At 65.6% G+C, this 23,206-nt stretch carries 23 protein-coding genes; 10 read left to right on the plus strand and 13 right to left on the minus strand.

Translation table 11 applies throughout. The annotated features are described in order from the left end of the window. Positions 1-11 precede the first annotated feature (11 nt). On the minus strand, positions 12-866 hold the full coding sequence (locus H7J89_RS03400; protein WP_005086595.1) for an SDR family NAD(P)-dependent oxidoreductase: 855 nt from the start codon (positions 864-866) through the stop codon (positions 12-14). 128 nt (positions 867-994) lie between these two features. Here H7J89_RS03400 and H7J89_RS03405 point away from each other — a divergent pair, with 128 nt between their 5' ends. Continuing rightward, the gene (locus tag H7J89_RS03405) at positions 995-1,627 is read left to right on the plus strand and encodes a TetR/AcrR family transcriptional regulator (RefSeq protein ID WP_005086596.1); all 633 of its coding nucleotides are present in this window, start codon (positions 995-997) and stop codon (positions 1,625-1,627) included. A 182-nt stretch (positions 1,628-1,809) separates the two neighbouring features. Here H7J89_RS03405 and H7J89_RS03410 read toward each other — a convergent pair whose 3' ends face one another. Continuing rightward, positions 1,810-2,679 carry a metal-dependent hydrolase gene (locus H7J89_RS03410; RefSeq protein WP_011560583.1) on the minus strand — a complete coding sequence of 290 codons (870 nt, stop codon included), beginning with the start codon at positions 2,677-2,679 and terminating at the stop codon, positions 1,810-1,812. Positions 2,680-2,748: 69 nt separating this feature from the next. On the opposite strand from H7J89_RS03410, the gene H7J89_RS03415 reads away from it, so the two are divergent. From H7J89_RS03415 to H7J89_RS03440, 6 genes are all read left to right on the plus strand, one after another. Then, on the plus strand, positions 2,749-3,423 hold the full coding sequence (locus H7J89_RS03415; protein ID WP_011560584.1) for a TetR/AcrR family transcriptional regulator: 675 nt from the start codon (positions 2,749-2,751) through the stop codon (positions 3,421-3,423). 344 nt (positions 3,424-3,767) lie between these two features. After that, positions 3,768-5,369: an acyl-CoA carboxylase subunit beta gene (locus H7J89_RS03420; RefSeq protein ID WP_264036476.1), complete on the plus strand. Its 1,602-nt coding sequence runs from the start codon at positions 3,768-3,770 to the stop codon at positions 5,367-5,369. 5 nt (positions 5,370-5,374) lie between these two features. Next, positions 5,375-7,408: an ATP-binding protein gene (locus H7J89_RS03425; RefSeq protein WP_205869061.1), complete on the plus strand. Its 2,034-nt coding sequence runs from the start codon at positions 5,375-5,377 to the stop codon at positions 7,406-7,408. A gap of 54 nt (positions 7,409-7,462) precedes the next feature. Then, positions 7,463-8,617: an acyl-CoA dehydrogenase family protein gene (locus H7J89_RS03430; protein ID WP_043410090.1), complete on the plus strand. Its 1,155-nt coding sequence runs from the start codon at positions 7,463-7,465 to the stop codon at positions 8,615-8,617. 26 nt (positions 8,618-8,643) lie between these two features. After that, complete coding sequence (locus tag H7J89_RS03435) at positions 8,644-10,197, plus strand: acyl-CoA synthetase (RefSeq protein WP_067330711.1); 1,554 nt, start codon at positions 8,644-8,646, stop codon at positions 10,195-10,197. A 219-nt stretch (positions 10,198-10,416) separates the two neighbouring features. Then, positions 10,417-11,010 carry a TetR/AcrR family transcriptional regulator gene (locus H7J89_RS03440; RefSeq protein WP_011560588.1) on the plus strand — a complete coding sequence of 198 codons (594 nt, stop codon included), beginning with the start codon at positions 10,417-10,419 and terminating at the stop codon, positions 11,008-11,010. Here H7J89_RS03440 and H7J89_RS03445 read toward each other — a convergent pair. From H7J89_RS03445 to H7J89_RS03495, 11 genes are all read right to left on the minus strand, one after another. Further along, positions 11,007-12,731, minus strand: a complete 1,725-nt coding sequence (locus H7J89_RS03445) for an acyclic terpene utilization AtuA family protein (RefSeq protein ID WP_067330708.1) — start codon at positions 12,729-12,731, stop codon at positions 11,007-11,009. The genes H7J89_RS03440 and H7J89_RS03445 overlap by 4 nt on opposite strands. Further along, positions 12,728-13,540, minus strand: coding sequence for a TIGR03084 family metal-binding protein (locus H7J89_RS03450; protein ID WP_067330705.1), 813 nt, complete (start codon positions 13,538-13,540; stop codon positions 12,728-12,730). The genes H7J89_RS03445 and H7J89_RS03450 overlap by 4 nt, the downstream gene beginning before the upstream one ends. A gap of 1 nt (position 13,541) precedes the next feature. Continuing rightward, positions 13,542-14,309 (minus strand): enoyl-CoA hydratase/isomerase family protein, encoded by a 768-nt coding sequence (locus H7J89_RS03455; protein ID WP_070949302.1) that lies wholly within the window; start codon positions 14,307-14,309, stop codon positions 13,542-13,544. A 43-nt stretch (positions 14,310-14,352) separates the two neighbouring features. Next, positions 14,353-14,823, minus strand: coding sequence for a hotdog family protein (locus tag H7J89_RS03460; protein WP_067330699.1), 471 nt, complete (start codon positions 14,821-14,823; stop codon positions 14,353-14,355). Next, entirely contained in the window at positions 14,820-15,311 is a 492-nt protein-coding gene (locus tag H7J89_RS03465; RefSeq protein ID WP_197503021.1) for an FAS1-like dehydratase domain-containing protein, read from the minus strand. Before H7J89_RS03465 ends, H7J89_RS03460 begins: the two co-directional genes overlap by 4 nt. Positions 15,312-15,343: 32 nt before the next feature. Then, positions 15,344-15,769, minus strand: coding sequence for a dihydroxy-acid dehydratase (locus tag H7J89_RS03470; RefSeq protein WP_005086611.1), 426 nt, complete (start codon positions 15,767-15,769; stop codon positions 15,344-15,346). Beyond that, positions 15,766-16,224: an FAS1-like dehydratase domain-containing protein gene (locus H7J89_RS03475; protein WP_067330693.1), complete on the minus strand. Its 459-nt coding sequence runs from the start codon at positions 16,222-16,224 to the stop codon at positions 15,766-15,768. Before H7J89_RS03475 ends, H7J89_RS03470 begins: the two co-directional genes overlap by 4 nt. Beyond that, complete coding sequence (locus H7J89_RS03480) at positions 16,217-17,260, minus strand: LLM class flavin-dependent oxidoreductase (protein WP_264036488.1); 1,044 nt, start codon at positions 17,258-17,260, stop codon at positions 16,217-16,219. The genes H7J89_RS03475 and H7J89_RS03480 overlap by 8 nt, the downstream gene beginning before the upstream one ends. Beyond that, on the minus strand, positions 17,257-17,694 hold the full coding sequence (locus H7J89_RS03485) for a Zn-ribbon domain-containing OB-fold protein (RefSeq protein ID WP_005061010.1): 438 nt from the start codon (positions 17,692-17,694) through the stop codon (positions 17,257-17,259). Before H7J89_RS03485 ends, H7J89_RS03480 begins: the two co-directional genes overlap by 4 nt. Beyond that, positions 17,691-18,857 (minus strand): thiolase family protein, encoded by a 1,167-nt coding sequence (locus tag H7J89_RS03490; RefSeq protein ID WP_067330686.1) that lies wholly within the window; start codon positions 18,855-18,857, stop codon positions 17,691-17,693. Before H7J89_RS03490 ends, H7J89_RS03485 begins: the two co-directional genes overlap by 4 nt. A gap of 282 nt (positions 18,858-19,139) precedes the next feature. Next, positions 19,140-20,144, minus strand: coding sequence for a helix-turn-helix domain-containing protein (locus H7J89_RS03495; RefSeq protein ID WP_264036491.1), 1,005 nt, complete (start codon positions 20,142-20,144; stop codon positions 19,140-19,142). A 115-nt stretch (positions 20,145-20,259) separates the two neighbouring features. Between H7J89_RS03495 and H7J89_RS03500 the strand changes: the two genes are divergently transcribed. Genes H7J89_RS03500 through H7J89_RS03510 form a run of 3 tightly spaced genes read left to right on the plus strand, consistent with a single transcriptional unit; the run spans position 20,260 to position 23,195 of the window. Next, the gene (locus H7J89_RS03500; protein ID WP_005086615.1) at positions 20,260-20,580 is read left to right on the plus strand and encodes a 2Fe-2S iron-sulfur cluster-binding protein; all 321 of its coding nucleotides are present in this window, start codon (positions 20,260-20,262) and stop codon (positions 20,578-20,580) included. A gap of 30 nt (positions 20,581-20,610) precedes the next feature. After that, complete coding sequence (locus tag H7J89_RS03505; protein WP_264036494.1) at positions 20,611-21,999, plus strand: cytochrome P450; 1,389 nt, start codon at positions 20,611-20,613, stop codon at positions 21,997-21,999. Further along, positions 21,996-23,195 (plus strand): NAD(P)/FAD-dependent oxidoreductase, encoded by a 1,200-nt coding sequence (locus H7J89_RS03510; RefSeq protein ID WP_029644203.1) that lies wholly within the window; start codon positions 21,996-21,998, stop codon positions 23,193-23,195. The genes H7J89_RS03505 and H7J89_RS03510 overlap by 4 nt, the downstream gene beginning before the upstream one ends. The last annotated feature ends 11 nt before the right edge of the window (positions 23,196-23,206 follow it).

The following is a 23,206-nucleotide window of genomic DNA, read 5'->3' on the forward strand; positions in this document are numbered from 1 at the left end:
TCCCTGCTCCTCTACTCGGCTGAATCGTTCCATGAGGCCATGCGCTCCACGAGGCCCAGCGTGCGAGTAAAGGGGCCGGGTAGGGCTCTCTTGAGTTGCCACAAGACTTTGGCATCGAGTTGGGGTACTACATAAATTTGTCCGCGATCGTGCGCGTTCAACGTCGTTCGAGCAACGTGCTGTGGCGAAATGCCGGTCCATTTCATCAGGTTGGCCGCGAGTCTTGCAGCCGCCTCGTCGATTTGAGGATTGTTGACGATGTTCGTCTTCACGAAGGTGGGGCAAAGCACTGTGACGTTGATGTCAGTACCGCTCAGTTCGGCCGCCAATGTCTCCGACAGAGCGAGCACCCCGGCCTTGCTCACGTTGTAAGCCGCCATCCGAGGGGCCGAGCCAAAGCTCGCTGCCGACGCCACATTGATGACTCCGCCATGCCCATTGCTGCGGAGCCGAGGCACAAAAGTCTCGCAGCCGTAGATAACGCCCCAGAGGTTGACAGAAATCGCCGCGTTCCAGTCCTCGATCGACGTCGCGCCGATGCGGTTGCCGCCCGCACCGATTCCGGCGTTGTTGATGACGAGGCTCGCAGCCTTCTCGAACCAGTCTTCGCTCACATCAGCGAGGTTGCGGACCTGCTCAAGATCGGTGACATCGCATGCGATGTCGAAGCCCTCGCCGCCAGCCTGCCTCACCAACTCTGCCGACTCTTTTGCAGTGACGGGATCTTTGTCGGCGCACACCACGCGTCCACCTCGGCGCGCAAGCTCCACGGCGAATGCGCGGCCGATACCGCTTCCTGCGCCCGTGACGACTGCATCGGCGCGGTGCGTTCTGCCTGGTGCGCCGCCGAAGGGCAGCAATCTCATCCGTCTGCCTTTCGGGTCGCGACATGGACGTCTGCTGTGGGGAAACTCTCATCTGGGGGCACCAGCCACCATTGGTGTCGCATGCCACCAGTTTGGTGGTGGAACGAGCACCTTGTCAAGATGGAGAGGTGCGGTCGAGAAACAAGCGCTGGGGTGGTCGGACCGGGGCCGAGCGTCGTGCCGAGCGACGGCAGCAATTGATCGAGGCCGCAACCGAGATTTGGAGTGAGAGCGGTTGGGCCGCGGTCACTATGCGCGGCGTATGCGCCCGCACAGGGCTGAACGATCGATACTTCTACGAGGGCTTCAAGACGCGCGATGAGCTGCTCGTTGCTGCGTGGGATGGCGTCCGCAATGACATGCTCGGCGAGGTCGCCGCGCTCTTCAACGAGCGTGCGAATCGGCCGCCGATCGAAACCATCACCGCGGCGATCACCATCGTGGTCGACCGGATCGCACGCGATCCCGGCCGGGCACGCATCCTCCTCGCTCAGCATGTCGGTAGCTCACCGCTACAAGACCGCCGCGCCGTGGCGCTACAGGAAGCAACGCAGTTGGTCGTTGAGGCAAGCCGGCCACACCTCCGACAAGATGCCGACGAGATAGCCCTTCGCATGGACACCCTGATCGCTGTCGGGGGATTCGTCGAAGTCATCACCGCCTGGCACTCCGGTTTGCTTGCGGTGACCGAGAAAGAAGTGGTCGCGCACACCAGCAGACTTGCTGAAACCCTGGCTCAACGCTATGTCATCAGCGACTGATCGAGGCTCACAACAGGGCCAGCCAGCCCCGTGGCGATCGCTGCGAACCGCATTTGCGGGTCCGACCGCCACCTTCACCGGCCACCGAGCACCGAATCCGTGAGTCACCGACGCGTCGCACCCTGTTCGGAAGGAGCGACGCAGGAACGGTGCTCCTGCGTCGCCGCACTTCCGCATCTTTGCTATCCCGACGAAGCGATAACTCGCTGTGAACCGTCTTGGTCGAACAGTTCTTTGCTCCAATGCTCCAGGACCGCGGCGCTGTCCCAATCATCAGGATGGAAACCCGGGCGATTGTAGGAACGGAAACGCCGCAGCGCATCGGCGGTGAACATCGGGGTGCGACTAAAGCGGTACAGACTGCGCACCAGGGTGACCGGGTTATATGAGGCTCTATCAGCGGCCATAGACAAGGCAGTCTGCAGAATGAGCTCGCCGAACAGAATTACTGAAGCGATCCGCATGCCCCGTACACGGGTGCGCTCGGTTGCTCCCACCAGCCGATAGACATCAAAGGCAACCGCTTTGTGCTCCGACTCCTCGAAGGCATGCCACAGCAGAATCGGTCGAACCTCTGTCTGGCCGATGAGCTTCTGGGCGTCTTCGCTGGTAAGAATGATTTCTGCCAGCGTAGCGGTGTAGTGCTCCAACGCGGAGGTCATGGACAGCCGCATTTCCGGCGAAAAGCGCCGTTCCAATCGCTTGATCAAGCGTCCGACATGACGGTCGATTCGCGCGGTCGGATAACCCATGACCTGGAGTCGCTCGTTTAGGAGACGATGCTGGTGTCGATGTGTGGCCTCTTGTCCGATGAAACCCTTGACCGCTGTCTCTAGTTGGGGATCGTCGATGGAACTCTGGAAGTTCCTGACCGAGCGGATGAAGAAATCCTCGCCTTCCGGGAACGTCGCAGAAAGCACCGAGATGAAATGGCTCATCACCAGGTCGCCATCGACAAAATGTTGCCGCTTCGTGGAGGTCGGCATCGGAAACCGAACGCGCCTGGGTTTTGGCAGCACCCGGGTCGGGGTCGGGGCTTGATCGTCCGACATTTGAGGTCCTTCCTCGAAGTTTGGATCTGACTTTATGCCTTGTCAGATAAGACTGCCAGACTGTAGGACATGAGTCCAGCACGTGTCTATGGCGGGCTGTCCGCAACTCAACGCGATGCACAGCGTCGCGTGATGTTGATTGATGCCGCGGTCTCAATCATGGGCACCCACGGAGCTACCGCGTGCACCGTGACCGCCGTGTGTGCGAAATCAGGAGTGACGAGCCGGTACTTCTACCAACAGTTTCGCGATCGAGACGCGCTCTTGCGTGCGGTATTTGCCAAGATCTCCACTACCTTCCAAGCGGTGATAACCAGCGCCATTCCGGACGACACGGTTGCTCCTCAAGAACTGGCTTACGCTCCGATCAAGGCCCTGGTTCAGGTGATCGAGAACGATCCCCGCATGGCCCGCATACTGTTTGTCGAGTCGGGCGCAGAACCCCTCCTTCGGCAGCTGCGAAGCGATCTGATGACCGATTTTGCGGAGCTGGTGCTCAGAGAGGCCCGCTTGCACCTCGATATACCCAGCGATGTGCTCCAAGTCGCAGATCTCGCCGCTACCTACGGTGTCGGGGGCCTGTTCGAGATACTCCGTCGCTGGATAGATGGACAACTGAACCTCTCGACTGAAATGCTCATCGAGCACTGTGCGGGTTTTCTCGGCATTCTCGGCCTATATACCCTCGGACAGGCGCCTGATCAGGCCGCTCCGCCGCTGGCCAAAGCCGAGGAGACCCGATAGATTCTGGCCGACCGGCGTTATGCACTACTCGGTTGGCTGAAGGGCATGGCGCGACACTGACAATCGCTGCGGGTGTTCACCCGAGATCGCGAACCGTAGACTCCACGCGCGCCGGACGAGGAACTCGATACGACCTCGCACGGGCCCTGTGTGCCGTCCCTCCCCAGTCAATTCCTTCGATCGCTCGATCTGCAGCGAAACGCACCGCTTCGATCCTCGCCATTCGACGGAACCACGGCGCGGAACAAATCCGACGCCCGCCTGCGCCGTTGTCACCTGATGTTAATTGCGGCTAACATCAGCGCCTAGTAGATCGACGTCGATGCTCGCCCGGAAGGAAAACTTTGGTACAGGTCCTGCCCGATCGGGTCGACGACACCGCGCCCGGCTATCTCAAGAACCGCGAAGGACTGAGCGCGCAACTCGACACCATCGCGGAGCAACTGGCGCTGGTCAACGGCGGCGGCGGCGCGAAATACGTTGCGCGCCACCGTAAGCGGGGCAAGCTGCTTGTCCGCGAGCGCATCGAGCTGATGCTCGACCCCGACACGGCGTTCCTCGAACTATGCCCCTTCGCCGCCTGGGGCAGTAAGTTCCCCGTCGGCGGTAGCGTGGTGGTAGGCATCGGCGTGGTCGAGGGCATCGAGTCGATGATCATCGCCCACGACCCCACCGTCCGCGGCGGCGCATCGAACCCTTATACCTTCCGCAAGGTGTTCCGCGGCATGGCCATCGCGCGGGAGAACCGACTGCCCATCATCAACATCGTCGAATCTGGCGGCGCCGACCTGCCCACACAGGCAGAGATCTTCGTGCCCGGCGGACAGCTGTTCCACGACTTGACCCAGCACAGCGCAGCGGGGCTGCCGACACTGGCCTTGGTCTTCGGCAACTCGACCGCGGGAGGTGCGTACGTCCCGGGCATGTGCGACTACGTCGTGATGGTGCGCAACCGTTCCAAGGTGTTCCTCGGCGGTCCGCCGCTGGTCAAGATGGCCACGGGCGAGGTCTCCGATGACGAGTCGCTCGGCGGCGCCGACATGCACGCCCGCACCTCGGGGCTGGCCGATTACATGGCCGAGGACGAGCAAGATGCGATCCGCATCGGCCGTCGCATCCTGGCGCGGCTCAACTGGCGGAAGAACGGCCCCGGACCCACCACGCCGCCGCACCCACCGGTGCACGACCCCGATCAGCTGCTCGGCATCGCGTCGGTCGATCCGAAGGTGCCCTTCGACCCCCGCGACGTCATCGCCCGAGTGGTCGACGGCTCGGCCTTCGACGAGTTCAAACCTCTCTACGGCACGTCACTCGTCACCGGCTGGGCCTCGATCCACGGCTTCCCGGTCGGCATCCTCGCCAACGCACGGGGCATCCTGTTCAGTGAGGAGGCCGAGAAAGGTTCGCAGTTCATCCAACTGGCAAATCAGATCGACACCCCCCTCATCTTCCTGCAGAACACCACCGGTTTCATGGTCGGTGCCGAGTACGAACAGGGCGGCATCATCAAGGACGGCGCCAAGATGATCAACGCCGTATCCAACAGCACGGTCCCCCACGTGACCATCACCATGGGTGCGTCCTACGGTGCCGGGAACTACGGCATGTGCGGGCGATCGTACTCGCCGCGTTTCCTATTCGCTTGGCCTAACTCGAAGTCGGCCGTGATGGGTCCGGCGCAACTGGCCGGAGTGCTGTCCATCGTGGCGCGCGAGTCCGCCGCCGACCGCGGGCTGCCCTTCGACGAGGAGGCCGACGCCCAGATGCGCGCCGCCGTCGAGGAACAGATCGAGCGCGAATCCGTCGCACTGGCCAACAGCGGCCGACTTTACGACGACGGGATCATCGATCCCCGCGATACGCGGACCGTTCTCGGGTTCTGCCTGTCGGTGATCCACAACGGCGAGGTCCGTGGCCAGCGTGGCTACGGCGTGTTCCGGATGTGATGGCGATGCCCAAGATCCGCAAGGTCCTGGTCGCCAACCGTGGCGAGATCGCGCGGCGGGTGTTCCGCACTTGCCGCGATCTCGGGATCGCCACCGTCGCGGTCTATTCCGACGCCGACGCCGACGCGTGGCACGTCGCCGACGCCGACGAGGCCGTGCACCTTCCCGGCTCGTCTGCCGCCGAGACCTACCTCGACATCCACCGGATCATCGCCGCTGCCTCGCTCACCGGCGCGGACGCAGTACACCCCGGCTACGGCTTCCTTTCGGAAAACGCCGGGTTCGCGCGCGCCTGTGCCGCCGCCGACCTCGTCTTCATCGGTCCGCCGCCCGGGGCGATCGACGCGATGGGCTCGAAGCTGCAGGCCAAGAAGACGATGTCCGACGCGGGGGTGCCTGTGCTGCCCGGTGGCGACACGACGGGGCTATCGGCCGAGCAGCTGGCGAAGCTGGCCGCCGACGTCGGCTACCCCGTGCTGGTCAAGGCCAGCGCCGGCGGCGGTGGCCGAGGCATGCGCATTGTCGCGTCGCCGGACGAGCTCGACGAAGCGGTCACCTCCGCTTCGCGTGAGGCCGCCGCCGCGTTCGCCGACGGCACCGTCTTCCTCGAGCGTTACGTCCAGCGCCCACGCCACGTCGAGATCCAGATCATGGCCGACACGCACGGAAACGTCGTCTCTCTGTTCGAGCGCGAGTGCTCCGTGCAGCGTCGACACCAGAAGGTGATCGAGGAGGCGCCGTCACCGGTCGTCGACGACGCGTTGCGCGCTCGGATGAGCGAGGCCGCCATCGCCGCCGCGCGCGCCGTCGGCTACGTAGGCGCCGGGACGGTCGAGTTCGTCTACGACGCCGCTCAGGATGGCAAAGCCGACTCCTTCGCCTTCCTCGAGATGAACACCCGGCTGCAGGTCGAGCACCCGGTTACCGAGCTGATCACCGGCCTCGACCTGGTGCGTGCCCAGCTGCTCGTAGCCATGGGCCGCCCGCTGCCTGAGGAGATGCACAACCCGCGAATTCGCGGTCACGCGGTCGAGGCCCGTCTGTGCGCCGAGGATCCGGCCGATGACTACCGGCCCTGTACCGGCACCCTGCGCACCTTGGATGTCCCGGCGCTTGCCGGCGTGCGGGTTGACTCGGGTTTTCGTGCCGGTTCGGTCATCAGTCATTACTACGATTCGCTGCTGGCCAAGGTCATCGCGTGGGCACCAACGCGCGACGAGGCACTTGCCAGCCTCTCGGCGGCGCTGGCCGGCGCCCGTATTCACGGCGTGACCACCAATCGCAACCTGCTTGTTCGCGTCCTGCGCCATGACGAGTTCGCCGGGCGGGGCACCGACACTGGGTTCCTTGACCGACACGACGTCGCCCAACTCGGCGCTGCCCTCCCAGACACGCAGTCCGAGCGCCTGCACGCCGTCGCGGCGACCGTGGCCGGGGTGGCCGCGCGGCGTGCCGTCGCAACTCTGCAGGCCACGTTGCCCGCCGGCTGGCGCAACAACCCTTCGCAGCCGCAGACCACAACCTGGCAGACCCAGGGTGGGCGCGAAGTGCGCGTCGGGTACACGTTAGGTTCGACAGGGACCTGCCTGCAGGTCGACGACGAGCCGTTGGCCGACGTCGAGGTTGTCGAGGGCAGTAGCGAGCGGGTGGTGCTGCGCGTCGACGGGGTGCGCCGCACTTATGATGTCGTCCTCGACGGCGATGTTGCCCACCTCGACTCGGTCGCCGGCTACTCCGCCCTGCGGCTGGCGCCACGCTTCGTCGACCCGAGCACTCTGAACCCGCCCGGGTCGCTCACCGCGCCGATGCCGGGTTCGGTGGTCCGACTGCCAGTCGCCGAGGGCGAGACGGTCTCGGCGGGCCAAACCCTTGTCGTCCTGGAGGCGATGAAGATGGAGCACACCGTCGCGAGCCCGATTGACGGGGTGCTGAGCGCCCTGCCGGTCCAGGTCGGCCATCAGGTCTCGAGCGGTGACGTCCTCGCCGTGGTCGAGGCGGTGGACGGCGGTGAAGTGGCGTCGGACGCCACCGAGCTCTAATGAACCCGGCGCGCTCCCGATCGGTGGCGCGTCGATACCGATGTGAGGAGTGTCATGGAATTGCACGAGACAGAGGAACGTCAGGACCTGCGCAAGGCGGTCGCCGAGATCGCCAAGGACTTCGGACACGAGTACTACCTGGAAAAGTCGCTGGCCGGCGCGAAGAGCACCGAGCTGTGGCAGGCCGTGGGCAAACAGGGCTTCCTCGGGGTGAACCTTTCCGAGCAGTACGGCGGCGGCGGCGGCGGCATCTACGACATGCAGATCGTCGGTGAGGAGCTCGCCGCGGCGGGCTGCCCGCTGCTGATGACCGTCGTCTCGCCGACCATCTGCGGCACGATCATCCAGGCATTCGGCAGTGAGGAACTCAAGCAGCAGTGGCTGCCGGGCATCGCCAGCGGCGAGACGATCATGGCATTCGCGATCACCGAGCCGGACGCGGGCTCGAACTCGCACAACATCTCCACGACCGCGAAACGCGACGGCGACGACTGGGTCATCAACGGCACCAAGTACTACATTTCTGGTGTCGACGAAGCCGAAGCGATCCTGGTCGTCACCCGAACGTCTACCAACGACAGTGGTCGCGGACTACTCAGCTTGCTCGTCGTGCCCACCGATGTCCGCGGGCTCACCAAGTCACTCATCCCGGTGCAGGCGGTCACTCCAGAGAAGCAGTTCACTCTATTCTTCGATGACGTCCGCGTGCCGGCCGCCAACCTTATCGGCGCGGAGAACGAGGGCCTGCGCCAGGTCTTCATGGGCCTGAACCCGGAGCGAATCATGGGGGCGGCGCTCGGCAACGGCATCGGTCGCTACGCGCTGGATAAAGCCGCCGATTACGCCCGCAACCGCCACGTGTGGGGAGCGCCGATCGGCTCGCACCAGGGCGTATCGCACCCGCTCGCCCACGCCAAGATCCAGGTTGAGCTGGCCCGGTTGATGACTCAGCGTGCCGCCGCCCTGCACGACGCCGGCGATCCGGGGTCGGGTGAGGCGTCGAACATGGCGAAATATGCCGCAGCCGAGGCGGGCATCCTGGCGCTCGACCAGGCGATTCAGACCCACGGCGGCAACGGCATGGCCACCGAGTACGGCCTCGCCACGTTGTGGGGTCCGGCCCGGCTCATGCGCACCGCGCCGATCAGCCGCGAAATGATCCTCAACTTCGTGGCGCAGCACAGCCTGAAACTGCCCGCGTCCTACTGAGTCGCCGCGGAATGAAAGGGAATCGCATGCAACTCGGCATCGGTCAGTGGGTGACCCGGCGCGCCTTCCTCAACGGCGGGCGCACCGCGTTGATCAGCAACGGCGCGCACATCACCTACGCCGACCTCGATCGGCGCACCAACCAGGTCGCCGCCGCACTCATCGCCCTCGGCGTGCGCAAGGGCGATCGGGTCGCGATGCTGCTGGTCAATTCGACCGAGTTCATCGAGGTGCTGCTGGGCTGCGCCAAAATGGGCGCACTTGCAGTTCCGCTCAACGTGCGCCTTGCCGGACCCGAGATCGGCTACATCCTGGCCGACTCAGGCGCCGATGTTCTGGTCTTCCACGAGCCGTTCGCCGCGCAGGCCAGGAGCGCCGTCACCGAGTCCGGAGTCCGCGTGCGCCATGTCGTGCGCGCCGGTGGGGTGCCGGCGCCGGGCGAGCTCGGCTACGAAGACGTCGTCTCGGGCGCCGCGCTCGAACCGCTCAACGGTGACGTCGACGGCAGCGACCCCGCGTTCATCATGTACACGTCGGGGACGACGGGCCGACCCAAGGGCGCGATCCTCACCCACGACAACCTGCTATGGAACGCGATCAACGTCCTCGGCACCGACATCGGCCTGCGGGGCGAGGACGTCACCGTCGCGGTGGCGCCGATGTTCCACATCGGCGGGCTGGGAGTACACACCCTGCCGCTGCTCTACGTCGGCGGCACCAGCGTCATCATGCCGTCCTTCGAGCCGCGAGCTACGCTGCAGGCGATGGCCGACCACCACGTCACGGTTCAGTTCATGGTGCCGGCCATGTGGACCGCTCTCACACAGGTGTCCGACTTCGACTCCTTCAACCTGTCTGCGCTGCGTTTCGCCATGGGCGGCGGGTCGCCCGTCCCTCTCACGGTCATCGACTTCATGCGCGAGCGAGGCGTGCCCTTCACCGAGGGCTTCGGCATGACCGAGACCGCTCCCCTGGTGACCGTCCTAGACGCCGAGAACATCAGCAAGCGGGCCGGGTCGATCGGCCGCGTCGCAATGCATGTCGACGCCCGCATCGTCGACGACGACGACCGCGACGTCGCGACCGACACCGTGGGCGAACTAATCGTGCGCGGCCCGAATGTGTTCACCGGCTACTGGATGAAGGCCGAGGCGAGCGCCGAGGCGTTACGCGGGGGCTGGTTCCACACGGGCGACCTCGGGCGCATGGACGCCGAGGGCTTCATCACCCTCGTCGACCGCAAGAAGGACATGATCATCTCCGGCGGCGAGAACGTCTACCCGATCGAGGTCGAGCAAGTTCTCTTCCGCCACCCGGCGGTACTCGACGCCGCCGTGATCGGCGGCAAGGACTCAAAGTGGGGCGAACGCGTCGTCGCGATCGTCGTCGCCGACCCGGCAACACAGGCACCGAGCGCCGAGGAGATCGTGGCGTGGTGCCGGGAGCGGCTGGCGCACTTCAAGTGTCCGCGTGACGTGCACTTCGTCGCCGAACTGCCGCGCAACGCCACCGGCAAGCTGCTCAAGACCGAGCTGCGCGCGCAGTTCACGGGCATCGAGGGCGGAGTCGTTTTGCGCTGAGTCGTGCCGCTGCACATCGCGGGTTCGAAGCAGGGCCCCTAAATCATGAACTGAGAAGAGGATGCGACAGCATCGGCGGGGGCTAGCGGTTTCGTTCACCTCCCTTGATTTGGTGCGGCGGGTGCCGACGCAGGCAACCCCAGCGCCGGTAGGATCCCAGCCCGGCCCAGCGGATCGGACGGCGAACAACGTAACCACAAATCGACAGGAGGCCTGAAAGTGGCCGGTTTGCGCCGCAAACTGCTCCTCGAGGCCGCCGCCGACCTGTTCGCGCGGCAAGGCTTTCACGCCGTGGGCATCGACGACATCGGTGCCGCAGCAGGGGTGAGCGGGCCGGCCGTCTACCGGCACTTTCAGAACAAGGACGCGATCCTGCGCGAGTTATGCGACGCCGCCATGACTGAGCTGCTGGCCGGCGCCCGGCGCGCCACCAACGCCGGCACACCGACGGAGGTCCTGCACGCCCTTGTCGACCTACACGCGGCCTTCGGCGCGCGACGACGCGGCCTGTTGGCCGTCTACGCCCGCGAGCACCGCTCGCTGTCGCCGCTGGCGACCCGTGCCCTGCGACGCCGACAGCACAGGTACGAGTCCTTCTGGGTCGACGCGCTCGTACGAGCACGGGGCGATCTGGACCGTGAGCGCGCACAGGGCCTGGTCGCCGCCGTGCTGTCATTGCTCAACGCGTCCGCGTACATGCCGGCGTCGCTGGACGACGCGACGATTGAGGCGATGCTGGCCGCCGCGGCCGTTGCGGCGCTGTTCAGCCGCGCGGTTACACAGCAGGTAGACGGCGCCCCGCACCGGATTTAGTGTGTGTCGAGCAGCGACTGGGGAATGTCCACCATGCGGGACCGCACGTATTCCCCGAGCCCCTTGGCCTGCGCGTCCGGCCGGGTCGACGAGGCCACCCCGTCACCGAGCAAGCCGTGCACCACCACGTTGAGCGCGCGCAGGTTCGGCAGTTCGAAGCGCTCGATGGGCAGGTGCGCCGTCTCCGGCCCGAGCAGTGTGCGCAGCCGCTCGACGCTGAAGTAGTCGCACGCCCACGCGTACCCAGGGTCATCCTGTGCCCACAGGCCGAGGTTAGCGTTGCCGCCCTTGTCTCCGGACCGCGCGCCGAGTACCGACCCGAGCGGCGCGCGACGTGTCGGCCCGGACGGCACCGGCAGCTTCGCGGGCGGGGCGATCCCAGCCGGCGGGACCGCACCGGTCGGCGGGTCAGGGATCTCGTGCCGTGTGCCGTCGGCGTCGACGAGTACGTGCGTGAGGGCCGAGCGCGCTACGTAGGCCGGCCGGTAGACGCCGAAGGCGGTCTCCGAGGACGGTGGCGTGGTGGTGTGGAAGCCGGCGAAACCAGCCAGGGCGATCTCCATGACCCCCCCGGAGAATGCTCGGCCCACCTTGCGCGGGTCGGCGTCCTTCACCGTCACACGCAGGTGCGCGCAGGCTTGCTCGTTCGTCGGTGCATCGGAGACGTCGAAACGCAACAGCCTCACGTCGACTTCGTCGAAGGCGTCGCGTCCGCCGAGAACGTCGAAGAGCTGCTGTTCGGCGCAGGCCGCCTTGGCCTCGATGTCGAGGCCGGTGAGCACCATGGTCATCGTGTTACGGAAGCCGCCCACCTCATTCAACGCCACCTTCAACGTGTCCGGCGGCGGACTGCCTTTCGTACCGCTGATCGCGACGCGGTGCTCATCCTGTTGAGCCAGCCGGATGGTGTCGAAGTGGGCGACGACGTCGGGGCCGAGGTAGGCAGGTTCAGCGATCTCGTAGAGCAGCTGGGCGGTGACCGTGCCGACTGAGACCAATCCCCCCGTGCCGGGATGCTTCGTGATCACCGAAGAGCCGTCCTCGGCGACCTCGGCGATCGGAAACCCCGGGTAGCGGCGGTCGGTGATCTCGTCGAGGAACGCGTAGTTGCCGCCTGTCGCCTGAGGGCCGCACTCGATCACGTGCCCGGCGACGACCGCGCCCGCGAGCCGATCCCAGTCCTCGGGCGCCCAGCTGTGCCACCAGGCAGCTGGACCGACCACCAGGGATGCGTCGGTGACCCGGCCGGTCACGACGACGTCGGCGCCCGAACGCAGCGCCTCGGTGATGCCCCAGGCGCCGAGGTAGGCGTTGGCCGATACCGGTTTGATGTCGCCGACGGGCGGCGTGATTGCGTGGAGGTCGCCACGTAGGTCGTCGCCCTCGACGTGCGCGACGCGCGCGGTGAGGCCGAGACGTGCGGACAGCTCGCGCAACGCGGCGGCCAAGCCGGCGGGATTCAGCCCGCCCGCGTTCGCGACGACCTTGATGCCACGATCGAGACAGGTGCCCAGCACCTGTTCCATTTGGGTGAGGAAAGTCCGCGCGTACCCGCCGGACGGGTCTTTGGCCTGGGCCTTGGCCAGGATGAGCATGGTCAGCTCGGCCAGATAGTCACCGCACAGGACGTCGATCGGTCCGCCCTCGACCATCTCGCGGGCTGCGGCGATGCGGTCGCCGTAAAAGCCGGAGCAGTTGCCGATGCGAACCGGGACGCTCACCGCTGACCCCCTGCGAACTGGCCCGCCACGCGCCCGCCGCCAGGGGGCCCCGCGAAGGCCTGGGCGATCGCGAGCCACTGGTCGGCCAGCGGTCCGTCGGCGACCAAAGCGGTGTCGTCGCGGTGGCGGCGTTGGGTCACCAACAGGCAAAAGTCCAGCGCCGGCCCGCTCACGCGGTTGGCGGCGTCGGCTGGCCCCCACGTCCAGACGCTGCCGTCCGGAGCGGTCAGCTCGACGCGTACCGGGTCCGCGGGGAGGTCCCGACCGTTGGCCAGGTAGCTGAAAGCGCGCGCACCCACCCCGATGTGGGCCACGTGCCGCAGCCGTGCCGTGGCCTCGCGGGTCGCGCCGAGCGCGTCGACGATGTCCTGGCCGTGCGCCCAGGTCTCCATGAGTCGCGCTGTCAGCGACGAGACCGCGCTCATCGGCGGCCCGAACCACGGCAGGCGGGTCGCCGGGGCAATGTCCGCGAACGCCGCAACGAGGGCTGCACGCGACGTGTCGAACCACGCGAGCAGGTCGGCAGCCGGCATTTGACGGCAGCGCTCAGCGATGACGTCGGGTGAGATGCTTCCGTCGGCCATCATCGGCAGGTAGTCGCTGCTGAAACCGTCGGGGTCGGTGGCCGAGCGCACCGCCACGTCGTCGAAGAACGCCAGATGGCTGATCTGGTCGCGGATCGCCCAGCCCACGGCCGGAGTCGGCGCGTCCCAGCCGCGCGGACCTTCGGGCAGCGGTGCGATGAGTTCGCGCAACGCGGCCGTTTCGGCTTCGATGTCGGCGATTACCGACTGCATGGTCACCGCCATGTCAGCGTCCCTTCCACTGTGGTGCGCGCTTCTCGCGGAACGCCGTCGGGCCTTCCTGCGCGTCGTCGCTCAGATAGACCGGCTCCCATATCTCGTCGGCCAGGTCGTAGGCGGCGGCGAGGTGGTGCTGTGCCGAGAGGTACACGGTGCGCTTGGACGCAAGCACCGATAGCGGTGCGTTCGCGGCGATGCTGAGCGCCAACTGCTGGGTACGCTCGCGCAACTGATCGGCCGGCACCACCTCATTGACTAAGCCGACCTGGTGGGCGCGCTCGGCGGTGATCGGGTCGCCGGTCAGCAGGATCTGCATGGCAACGCGTGGGGGCACCAGCCACGATAGCGGTGCCGCCCACGGCGACCCGCGGCCGACTTTGACCTCGCTGACGGCGAAGGTCGCGTGTTCGGCAGCCACGACCAGGTCGCACTGCTGCGCGAGCAGGAAGCCCCCGGCGAACGCGACACCGTTGACGGCCGCGATCGTCGGCTTCGCGACATCGATGTTGCGGCCGAACTGCGGAGCGAAGTCCTTCGGGGGCACCTTGAGCGCGTTCTGCGCCATCTCCTTCAAGTCCCCGCCGGCGCAGAACGCCTTATCGCCCACGCCGGTGAGGACGAGCACCTTCGCCGCGTCGTCGTCATTGAAGCGGCGTACCGCGTCGAAAAGCCCCGTGCGCACAGCGTTGTTCAGCGCGTTGCGCGCCTCGGGCCGGTTGATCGTCAGCCAGGCCACGCTGTCGACGACCTCGTAGCGAATCGGTTGCTCGGCCACCGAGCCTCCGTCCCTCACCGTCGCCTCGCATGTGAGTGGCAGTTCACCCCGGCACCTCGACAAACGGGTCGGCCAGCTCAACGGTGGCTTCACTCGGCACGCACGGACCATCTTCGCTCGAGACGAGCAACTCGAGGTCGACGAGGCGCCGTCCGCCATCGTCGCGTTTGGCCACGACCTTGCCGCTCAGGGTCGCGGTCTGGCCCGGGTAGATCGACCGGATCATTGAGATTCTGCGGCGCCGGATGAGCGCGTCGGGTCCGGCCCATTCGTTGAGGCCGCGGTCGATGAAGCCATGGAAGAAGAGGGTTGACAGGTAGATCGTGCGCTGGCCCTGGCTGCGCGCGTAGTCGGGGTCGTGGTGACCGGGGAACCAGTCCCATGTCGAAGCCGCGTTCATGCAGATGCGCTTGTAGCTGATCTCGATCGAGACGGGCGTCAGGGTGTCGCCGACGGCGATGTCCTCGAACCGCACGGGGACGCGGACCATGCTGTGCTCGGTGGAGTCGTTCATGATGCGCCTTCACTATCGGCGGTGTCGTATCGGAAGAGCACGTTGGTGTTGCGCCCGATGATCTCGCCGTGCTGATCGGAGAACGTACTCACCGTGGTGATGAACACGCCGGTGCCCACCCGCGTCGTCTTCGGTTCGGAGATCGAGGCCACCTCCTCCACGATCGACACGTGATCGCCCACCCGGGGCCGGCGTTCGAACTCCGTCGTCGTCGAGGCGTTGATGATGTGGTGGCCCGGCAGCGGCACGCTGAGGGCCAGCAGCATGTCCGTGCGTGTGAGGTGCTCCGGCGCCCACTGCGGCGCGAAGCCAAGGGTCATCAACAGCCCGGGCGGGCAGTCCTCACCCTCCCAGTAGCTGGGATTGGCATCCTCGACGAGCGAACAGTAGTACAACACCATCGAGCCGTCGATCGGGAACCACGCACGCCGCGGTTCCGTGCGATGGCCGACCCACGCCCGGCCCTCGTCGAAGGTCCCGAATGTCATCCCGAGGCCGGTGACGTCGCTCGTTGGCGCGCTCACCGGGCCACCTGCACGACGGCGCTCCCCTTTATCGCGGGTTCGCCGGACTGGCGCGTGACCACGAGTTCGAGGTCTGCCACCTGCTGCCCTCCGGCCTCGCGCACGCCGGTGACCCTGCCGCCGAAGCTGAGCAGGTCACCGGGCCATACCTGACCGGTGAACCGGATGCGGAACGAGCGGATGTTGGCCAGCCCCACCCAGGCGGTCAGCCGCTGGGCGAGCACACCGCCGTGCAGCAGTCCCATACCGAACACACCGGGCATGCCGGCCGCGCGGGCGAACTCCTCGTCATGGTGGATCGGGTTGAAGTCGCCGCCGGAGCCGGCGTAGCGGACGATGTGCGAGCGCGTCAGCGGGCCGAACTGTGAGCTCGGCATCTCGTCGCCGGCGGCCAACGCCACCGGCGCGGGGGATGTCGTCATTGGGTGGAGCCTCCGGTTTCGATCAAGACGTCGGTCTGGCGCACGACGAGTTCGTCGCGCTGGTTGGTGAAGTCGGTCTCGATCGTCACGATTGTCATGGTGCCGCCGCGCTTGCCCTCGCGGCTGGTCACGTTCGACACCCGACGCGTCTCGGTGAGCTCGTCGCCGACGAACACCGGCGCGAAATACTCCCAGCCGCACTCACCGTGCAGTACGCGTCGCAGGTCGAGCCCGAGGGCGCCGAACATGTCGTCGTCGGCGCGCCAGTGAGCCGAGGAGACGACGAAGGTCGGAGGAGCGGGGATCGCGCCGAAGCCGGCGGCGCGGGCGGCCGCGACGTCCTGGTAGATCGGGTCGCGGTCGCCGAGCGAAAGTGCGAACTCGCGCACTTTGGACCGGTCGACGGGAAACGTGGTCCTCCCGAGTTGCGTCCCGATGAGCGATGCGTCAGCCACTCTGGTCACCTTTCCCGCCGGCGAAGGCCGGCGCACAATCGCGAATGAGGCTGCCGAGGTTCTCGGCGATGCGCTCGGGCGCGAGGCCAATCGAGGGTGAGTAGAGAACGATGTGGTCCAGCACGCCCTCGTAGCGGCGCAGCCCTTCTCGGACCTCGGCGGCGGTGCCGGCCACCGCCATCGCGTCGATCATGTCGTCGGTGACCGCGGCGAACATGGCCGTCAGGTCACGCCGCGCGAACGCGTCGCGGATGGCCGCTCCCTGCCTGGCGAAACCGCTGACGTCGAGCACGTGCTCGTAGGTCTTCACCGAGGAGTAGAACGCGATCTGCTGCGCGGCCTCACGACGTGCGATCTGTGGGTCGTCGTGCACCGCGCAGATGACCATCGAGACGATCTCAATGTCGGCGGGATCGCGTCCGGCCCGCTCCGCACCGCGCACGACGGCTGGGCGGGCGACCTCCTCGACGTAAGCCGTGGTGAACAGCGGATGACCAGCCAACCCGTCGGCCACGCGCCCTGCCACCTCGCACATCCGCGGACGCACGCCCGCGGTGATGATCGGGATCGCTCGCTTCGGCGGCGCGACGTCGCCGGTTGGGACGAGATTCATCCGGTAGAAGCGCCCCTCATGGCGCACGGGGCCCTCGTGCAGGTTCCAGATCCGACGCACGAGCGGGACCAGCTCCTCCATGCGCAGAGCGGGAGCGGAGGTGTCCTCCACGCCGTGCCAGTCGCTCATCATGCGGCGTGTGCCGTTGCCGAGCCCGAGCACGACGCGCCCGCCTGAAAGCTCGTCGAGGTCACGCGCCTCGGTGGCGAGCACGAGCGGGCTGCGCCCGACGCCATACAGGATCGACGACCCGATGCGGCAGCGCTTTGTGCGCGCGGCCATCGCGGCCATCGAGATCGAGCCGGAGCGCGAGTAGAACTCCGAGGCCCAGGCGGCGTCGAAGCCGGCGAGGTCGGTAGCCTCGGCGGTCTCGACAAGGGTGGCCAAGTCCGCGCCGAGCACCGAGACCCCGTACGTGCTCACGACGCCGCCGGCCTGAATCGGACCAGCCCAAGGTCCTCGTTCACCCGCTCGAACACTGCGCGCACTCTTGCGCCGATCGCAACTTCATCGGGGGCCACGCCCTCGAGACTGGCCAACAACTGCGGCCCCTCGTCCAGACGAACGAGCACGACGACGTACGGCTCGCTGCGCGGGAACGAGTCCCACGGGGGGCGGTACACCGGCGCGAAACTGACGATCTCACCAGTACCCGCCGCGGTCTCCCAGGCCAACTCACCGTCATGGCAGACGGGACACACCAGCCGCGGGTAGAGGAACGGGTGGCCGTTCGCGCACCGCTGGAAGACGAGTACGCCGCGGGCCGCTGCTGCGAAGTAGGGACGGTTGACATCGGTCAGCGGCGGCAGCGCCTCAGGATCGTGCAGACCGTCGAGGGAACTCGAAGCTGCGGTCATGACGCTCCCTCCATCACCATGCTGACGTGACTGCACAGCATCGAGCCGTAGCTGTGCACGAACGCGGTGTCCGCCCCGAAGACCTGACGGCCCTCGGCGCGACCGGACAACTGCCAATAACCCTCGAGGATCTGCGAAATGCCAGAGGAGGTCCCGGTGTGCCCGAACCGGATCAGGCCGCCGTCGGTGTTCACCGGAAGGTCGCCCCCCGGATCGGCGCGGCCGTCACGGTAGAAATCGCCTGCCCCGCCGGGCTTCACGAAGCCCGCCTCCTCCAGGATCATCGCCGGGTTTGAGGCGAAGGCGTCGTAGAGCAAGGCGATGTCGATGTCGGCCGGCGCCCGTCCGGAGCGCTCGAAGGCCATCGGACCCGAACGGGCGGCCCCGGTACGACCCGGGCGGGCCAGCGAGGTCAGAAAACCGTGGGTGTGACCCTCTCCAAACCCGAGCAGGTGTACCGGCCGGTGTTTGCCCGCGCGAGCCCGGCGGGCCGAGCCCAGCACGAGCGCGCCACCGCCCTCGCAGGGAATCGAGCAGTGGTAGAAGTGGAACGGCCCGGCGATCGGGCGGGACGCCAGCACGTCCTCCACAGTCAGGCGTTGTGAGCGGTGCGCGATCGCCGCGGGATTCAGCGCGGCCCACCGGTCCTGCGACGCGGTGACCTCGGCGATGTCCGCCTTGCCCTGTCCCGTCTCGTGCATCCAGGCCTGCGCGATCAAACCGTACAGCGCCGGCACGGAGGGTCCGTAGGGCATCTCGAACGCGTGGTCACACACCAGCGCCATCAGTTCGCGCCCGCCATCGCGGATCGGTGGAAACTTGCCCGCCGACACGACCAGCACCGTCTCGGCCTCGCCCCGGGCGATGACGTTACTCGCCATGCGCGTCATGGCCAGATGGGTCCCGCCGCCAAGCTGACAGGTCATCTGAAGTTTCAGGTTGTGCAGCCCGAGATAGTCCATGAGGTCCTCGGACAGGAAGATCGAACCCTCGTTGGTCATCGGCCCGGCGCACACGAGACCGTCGACCTCGTCTGGGACCACCCCTGCGTCGGCGAGAGCCGCGACCGCGGCGCGCACATGCAATTCAGTGGAGGTGTACGGAACGTTTCTTCCTGGAGCGAGTTCGGCGGCACCGATGATGGCCGGCTGGTCGTGTGGCATCCGGACTCCTTCCGACCACGCGTTCAACGCCGGTCCCGACGTGAACGACGGTTAGCATAGCGTGACTAGGGGGTCCGCGTCACCCCCGGCCCGCACCCGCCGCCAGCGCGGTATGGATTCTCTGGATGTCGTTGCGCCTCTTCCCAAGAGGGTGCTGCGATGACCGAAACCCGCGCCGATCGTGTCGTTTCTCGACGATGTCCAGGTGACAGATGAGGCCGATCGCGAAGCCCGCTGGTTCCGGTGGACGCCCGGCACGCGCCCGGGCGGAACTTTGCGCGCTCAGCCGCGCGTTTTTCTGAAGTGGCGCGGTGACCGACCGGTCCACCGTTTGAAGGCATGTGTGAAGTTCGTGAGGTCCGCGTACCCGAGTTCTGCCGCGATCTCGCTTACAGACACCGATCTGTCGAGAAGTCGCAGAATTGCTCGCTCCTGCAAGAACGACTGACGTAATTCTCGAAAGGTGGTCCCCTCTTCGCTGAGGCGCCGCTTCAACGTGCTCGGGGATATCGAGAGCTCGCCCGCCGTCCGGCTGATGTTCGTTTTTCCGGGATCTTTCTCGAGCAGGTCCCTTACTTTTTCGGAGACCGACGTGTCACGTCGTTGATCGAGAGTTCGCTGCAAATCGGTGACGGCAATCCGGTACGCCACAGGATCGGAGAATTGACAGACCTCCTCCAGCGTAGCCGCGGGAACGTGGACGAACGAGCTGGGGGCGTCGAAGAAGATCCGACCCGCCAACACTTCGTCATGAAGAACCCACGACTCCGGCGCTGAATGACTCAGATGCAGTTCAATATTCGGTACGGCACCCGCGAGCATGTCGAGCAGACGCAACAGCGCCAGCCCACCGTAGGTGACGGCCAGGCAGTTCAGGCCCGCGTCACCGGTGCGACCGGTGAGCCCGATCGTGAGGCCGCGTTCCGTCGAATGGAACGACGGGCTGAGGGCTGTGGTGATCACCGGCAGATAAGCAAGCAACTCGACAACCTCGGCTACCGAGCCCGCGCTGACCAAGGGAACACTGAGTGCCCCAAAGGACGTCAGTTTGGCGTGTTCAGCGAACGCGAAACCCAGACGGGTTCCCTGATCACAATCGAAATCGGAATATATCTCCCTGAACCACCGTAAGGGGACCTGCGCGTCGCGGCCCACCAACATCGACTCGGTGACGTGCTCGCGAACCATGATGCTGCGCAGCGCAATGCTGGCGTCATGCCCCAGCGCCTCACTGTCCAGCATCTGCAGGAAAGCCAGCGCTGGCATACCCGAGTCGTCGAGTTTCACGTGCCTCCCTGCGCGTGAGCTAAAAACACAACTCTTTGACTCCTGCGAGCCTAGCGACGCTGGTCACGCGCGACAACACTAAAAAGATGAAGTTCCAGATTGAGGAGAGTTAGTCATGGCAGTCGTCACCTTCGTCTCTCATGACGGCGAGAAGTACGAAGCCCCCTTGGCCGAAGGGCAGTCCTTGATGCAGATTGCGGTCAACAACGCGGTGCCCGGCATCGACGGCGATTGTGGAGGGGAAGCCGCATGCGGAACGTGCCACGTGATCGTCGCTCCCGAGTGGTCGGACACGGTGGGACTCTGCGGCGCCAACGAAGAGGAGATGCTCGCGATGAACCCCGAGCGTCAGCGGACGTCGAGGCTGTCCTGCCAGATGGCCGCCTCCGAGGCATGGGATGGCTTGACGGTCGAGCTACCTGAGTTCCAGCTCTGAAACAACGCCATGGATTTGGAGGAAACAATAATGAGTATTCCCGCGGCAGTGGCCGCCAAAGCCCAGTCTGCCGTGCCTCTGGAGCTGCAAATCCGCGGCGCACACCTCTACGACAAGACACGCCGGTGGGTAACCGGAACCAATGGTAAGAAGATCTTCACCGAGACGCCCATTCCTCCGGTCGAGGACATCGATATCGCCGACATCGATCTCAGCAACCCGTTCCTCTACCGCCAAGGCCGCTGGAAGTCCTACTTCGAACGCGTGCGCAACGAGGCGCCGGTGCACTACCAGGCTCACAGTCCGTTCGGCCCGTTCTGGTCGGTGACCCGCCACGCGGACATCATCGCCGTCGACAAGAACCACGAGGCTTTCTCCGCAGAGCCGTTCATCATCATCGGGAGACCGCCTCGCTTTATGGACATCGCCATGTTCATCGCGATGGATCCGCCACAACACGACTTGCAGCGCGCTTCCGTCCAAGGGGTTGTCGCGCCGAAGAACCTGCGCGAGATGGAGGGGCTGATCCGCTCGCGTGTCCAGGAAGTGCTGGACGATCTACCGGTGGATCAGCCGTTCAATTGGGTGCACCACGTCTCCATCGAACTGACAGCGCGCATGCTCGCGACCCTGCTGGACTTCCCGTACGAGCAGCGGCACAAGCTCGTGGAATGGTCGGACCTCGCCACCTCCATGGAGCAAGCCAATGGTGGTCCTTCCGACAACGACAGAGTGTTTCGTGGCATGGTCGACATGGCGAAGGGGCTCAGCGCTCTCTGGCATGACAAGGCGGCCCGTACCGCCAACGGGGAGCGACCGGGCTTCGATCTGATCACGATGCTGCAGGCCAACGAGGACACTAAGGATCTCATCGACCGCCCGATGGAATTCCTCGGCAATTTGGTACTGCTGATCGTCGGGGGAAACGACACGACTCGCAACTCGATGAGCGGAGGGGTTCTCGCCTTGAACCAGTTCCACGATCAGTTCGAGAAGTTGAAGGCGAACCCTGACCTGATTCCCAACATGGTATCCGAGATCATTCGCTGGCAGACCCCGTTGGCGTACATGCGCCGAGTCGCGAAAAAAGACATCATGTTGAACGGGCAATTCATCCGCAAGGGCGACAAGGTCGTGATGTGGTACGCCTCTGGTAACCGCGATGAGCGTGTCTTCGAGCGGGCCGATGAGTTGATCATCGATAGGAGCAACGCCCGCAATCACATCTCGTTCGGGTTCGGCGTGCACAGGTGCATGGGAAACCGACTTGCTGAGTTGCAGCTTCGAATCCTGTGGGAGGAATTGCTCCCTCGCTTTGAGAACATCGAGGTGGTCGGCGAACCCGAGTATGTGCAATCGAATTTCGTCAGGGGTATCAGCAAGCTGATGGTTCGCCTCACTCCCAGGCCAAGTGCGTGACTCCCGAACGAGCGGTGATCGTCGGCGCGAGCCACGCCGGCGCGCAGTTGGCAGCTAATCTTCGAAGGGAGGGGTGGTCTGGGGAGGTCGTGCTCATCGGCGACGAGGGGGGACTGCCCTACCACCGGCCTCCGTTGTCGAAGGGATACCTGGCCGGCAAGAACGGCCTCGACGACCTCCTGATTCGCGGCGCTGATTTCTACGAAAAGCAGCACATTCGACTCTTGAATGCGACCGTGGAGGCGATCCACCGGAGTGCCAAGCGTGTGTCTCTGAGCACCGGCGACACGCTGACGTACACCAAGCTCGCGTTGTGCACCGGTGCAAGGGCCAGACGACTCCCCACACCAGGGGTGGATCTTCCCGGAATTCACTACCTGCGTACCGCTGCAGACGTCGAGTTGATCCGTGCCGCCGCTACACCGGGTCGGAGGGTTGTGATCGTGGGCGGCGGTTACATCGGGTTGGAAACGGCGGCCTCGCTGTGTTCGCTCGGCATGAACGTCACCGTCCTCGAGGCAACCGAGCGTGTACTCGAACGGGTCACCGCGCCGGAGGTTTCCGCGTTTTACACCCGAATCCACAACGGCGAGGGAGTGGAGATCCGAACACACGCTCTCGTCGAAGCCTTCTTCGGTAACGGTGGGGTGCAGGAGGTGGTGCTGGCTGACGGCGAACCGATCCCCGCCGACTTGGTCATCGTCGGCGTCGGTGTGGTGCCGAACACCGAGCTCGCCTCGGCCGCAGGATTATCCGTCGACAACGGCATCGTGATCGACGACCAGGCCCGCACCAGCGACCCCGACATCGTGGCCGCCGGCGACTGCACCAGCCACACCATGGCTCGATACGGCTCGCGTATTCGTTTGGAATCCGTATCGAGCGCCGGCGAGCAGGCCAAGATCGCTGCGGCGACAATCTGCGGAAAACACAGCGCAATCGCTGCGCTTCCGTGGTTCTGGTCCGACCAGTACGATCTCAAACTCCAGATTGCAGGTCTCAACGCCGGGTACGACGAAGTGTTGCTCAGTGGTGACCCGTCGCGTGAGCGTGACTTCAGCTGCTTCTACTTCCGCGAGGGCGAACTCATCGCCGCCGACTGCGTCAATCGTCCTCGCGATTTCATGTCCAGTAAGCGGGCCATCAGCCAGCAGCTCCGAGTTGACCGCTCAGAGCTCCTCGCCGGCTCGATCTGACACGAGAGCTT

The organism is Mycobacterium paraffinicum, from assembly GCF_025822865.1.
Lineage (GTDB): Bacteria > Actinomycetota > Actinomycetes > Mycobacteriales > Mycobacteriaceae > Mycobacterium > Mycobacterium paraffinicum.